General features: G+C 68.5%; 4 protein-coding genes. 2 read left to right on the forward strand and 2 right to left on the reverse strand.

Translation table 11 applies throughout. From position 1 onward, the window contains the following. Positions 1 to 739, forward strand: a 739-nt coding sequence (locus tag MVA01S_RS29370; RefSeq protein ID WP_169801790.1) for an HNH endonuclease signature motif containing protein, incomplete at its 5' end; no start/stop codon positions are given. Here MVA01S_RS29370 and MVA01S_RS29375 read toward each other — a convergent pair. Continuing rightward, positions 712 to 1,881 carry an acyl-CoA dehydrogenase family protein gene (locus tag MVA01S_RS29375; protein ID WP_003933234.1) on the reverse strand — a complete coding sequence of 390 codons (1,170 nt, stop codon included), beginning with the start codon at positions 1,879 to 1,881 and terminating at the stop codon, positions 712 to 714. The genes MVA01S_RS29370 and MVA01S_RS29375 overlap by 28 nt on opposite strands. A 101-nt stretch (positions 1,882 to 1,982) precedes the next feature. Here MVA01S_RS29375 and MVA01S_RS29380 point away from each other — a divergent pair, with 101 nt between their 5' ends. Then, positions 1,983 to 2,465 carry a hypothetical protein gene (locus tag MVA01S_RS29380; protein ID WP_003933235.1) on the forward strand — a complete coding sequence of 161 codons (483 nt, stop codon included), beginning with the start codon at positions 1,983 to 1,985 and terminating at the stop codon, positions 2,463 to 2,465. Here MVA01S_RS29380 and MVA01S_RS29385 read toward each other — a convergent pair. Further along, a partial coding sequence (locus tag MVA01S_RS29385; protein WP_159426383.1) for an alpha/beta hydrolase fold domain-containing protein occupies positions 2,442 to 2,860 on the reverse strand: 419 nt, incomplete at its 5' end. The two genes, MVA01S_RS29380 and MVA01S_RS29385, sit on opposite strands and share 24 nt — an antisense overlap.

Below are 2,860 nucleotides of genomic sequence, written 5' to 3' on the forward strand. Positions count from 1 at the left end.
GACAGAGGAAGGGACGCGACCCCAGCCCACCCCGGCACCGGCGTCCACACCGCGGCCCAGCGCACCCACCCTGATCCCGGGGCGGCCGGGCTATATCTTCGGAGCCGGGTTCATGCCCGCACCCTTCTTCGACGGCCTGCTCGGCAGCGCCAAGATCCGCGAGGTCATCCACCCTGACGATTCCGGGCCCGAGCCGCGCTACACCCCTTCGCGGGCGTTGGCCGAGTTCATCCGCTGCCGAGACCTGACCTGTCGCTTCCCCGGCTGCGACGCACCGGCCACCCTGGCCGACATCGACCACACCGTGCCCTACCCCCTGGGACCCACGCACGCCTCAAACCTGAAGTGCCTGTGCCGTTTTCATCATTTACTGAAAACGTTCTGGACCGGGGCGACCGGCTGGCGCGACCGCCAACACCCCGACGGGACCGTCGTCTGGACTGCACCCACCGGGCACACCTACACCACCCACCCCGGCAGCCGACTGTTGTTCCCCGCCCTGTGCGCACCGACCGGCATCCTGTGGACCGGCGACCCGCCGGAACCACCACTTACCGACAAGCGCGGCGCGATGATGCCCAAACGCCGAAACACCCGCGCCCACAACCGAGCCCGATCCATCGAAGCCGAACGCCGCCGCAACCGGCGAGCACACCCGCCACCGCGAAGCGACACCCCATGGGGATCAGCCACCGGATGGCGCGAACCCGACTACGGCGACGACCCACCACCGTTCTGACGCGCCGGCGAGTAGTTCGGCCGGCCGAGCCCCAGCACGTGCTGGGCGATCATGTTGCGGAACACGTCCAGCGTGCCCCCGTAGATGCCCACCGGCGCGGCGAGCCGGAACAGGTACTCGGCGCTGAGTCCGTCTTCCAGCGCCGACGCCGCGCCGCCGATGTCCATCAGGTCCGGGGTGATGTCGCGCATCGTCTGCGCCAGCGCGACCCGGCCGAGCATGCCGGGGGTGCTCAGCGCCGCCTCCAACCGGGCCGCACAGCGCCCCAGTCGATATCCCACCGATTCGTCACCGAGTCGCCCGCTGGCCCACACGTCGGCGGCCACCCTGTCGAGTTCGTCGGCGAGCAGCAGCGCCTGGTCGGTCATCACGGCGAGCTTGCTCAGCCCGGTGTCGTCGCGGTCGACGGTGCCGTGTTCGGTGTTCAGCGCCTCCCGCAACACGCTCCAGCCGCCGTTGACCGGCCCGATCCGGTACCGGTCGTCGACGCGGACGTCGCTGTAGAACGTGATGTTGGTGCGATCCCCGTCGACGGTCCGCAGCGGCTGGATCTCGACGCCGGGCGCGTCGAGCGGCACGAGGAGCATCGTCAGGCTCTGGTGCTTGGGCGCCGCCGGGTCGGTGTTGGTGATCAGGAAGACGTACTGGGCGTGCTGGGCGTTCGAGGTGAACATCTTCGCGCCGTTGACGATCCAGTCGTCGCCGTCACGCACCGCCCGCGTCTTGCAGGTGGCCACGTCCGAGCCGCCCTCGGGCTCGGTGTAGCCGAGGCACAACCGGATTCGGCCCGCCAGCACCTCGGGCAGAATCTCCTCTCTCAGCGGCGCGGAACCGAATTGCGTCACCGCGTGGGCGACCATCGCCGTCGTGCCCCAGTGGAACCACGGCGTGTGGGCCCGCCCGATCTCCAGTTCCCAGATCCGCCGCTGGACGGCGGTGAAGCCACCGTCGGCCTCGGTGCGCCAGTCGCGTTCGAGGTACCCGGCCGCCCCGAGGGCCCCATGGACTCCCTCGTCGAAGTTGTCGCCGGTGCGCCGGTCGCGCTCGATGACCTCCTCGGTCACCACCGAGGAGAGGAAGTCGCGCAGCTCGGACTGGAAAGCTCGATCACTCTCGGAGAGGACGACTTCGGAGAAGTCCACTGTGACACCCCCAGTTCCCGCGTCCTCTTGGCCGCCCACCAGGCAGCGTGACATTATGGCGTTACTTTGTAAAGATGCGCGGCAGGTGAGAAGGAGCTGGCATGGGAATCGTCACAACGACATCGGAGACGGCGTTCACCCAATCCCCCGAACAGATCTACGACTTCGTGACGAACCCGGTCAACTGGACCAGGACCTACCCCGGCAGCGCGCATGTCGGCAAGGTGCCCGACAAGCTACCGCTGGAGGTCGGTGACACCTGGACCGAGGCCGGCCCCGACGGTAAGCGGATCTTCACCTGGCACCTGGCGATCGCGATGCGGCCCCGGCTGTGGATGTTCAACTCCGTCGGCAACCTCGGCCACGACAGCGAGGGCAATGGCGGCATGCCCGGCCGGATCAGCGTGCAGTACAAGTTCACTCAACCCGGCGACGGCATCACGCTGTTCAGCCGGACCATGACGGTCGAGGCCTACCGGGAATCTCCGCTGCCCGACAACTTCTTCCGTATCGTGAACCCCGCCAACATCGACAGCTACCACCAGGCGATCGCCCGCGAGTTAGCGCAGGAACGCCCGGCGTAGTGCGACGCCCTGCATGTCGAAGAGCGCTTCGCTGACCTCCCAGTCCGGGACCAGCGAGTCGAAGCCGTGGCAGGTACCGCTGAACACATGCAGGCCGGTGCCCACGCCGGACCACAGCAGCCGCAGCCCGTAGTCGATCGCTTCGTCGCGCAACGGATCGAGCTCCGAGCACGTGATCAGTGCGGGAGGCAGGCCGGACAGATCCTCGGCCCGCGCGGGCACCGCCTCTTCGGGAACCTCCGCGCCGGCCCCGTAGTGCCGCCACATCCACTGCACCGCTTCGCCGTCGAAGCCCGGCGTGGTGAGGAACTCCTCTTTCGACGGAGACAGCCGGTCGTCGAGCACCGGCTGGTGCAGCAGCTGGAACACCACCGGCGGCGCGCTGCCGGTCGCGG

The organism is Mycolicibacterium vaccae NBRC 14118 = CIP 105934, from assembly GCF_001552715.1.
GTDB classification, from domain to species: domain Bacteria; phylum Actinomycetota; class Actinomycetes; order Mycobacteriales; family Mycobacteriaceae; genus Mycobacterium; species Mycobacterium vaccae.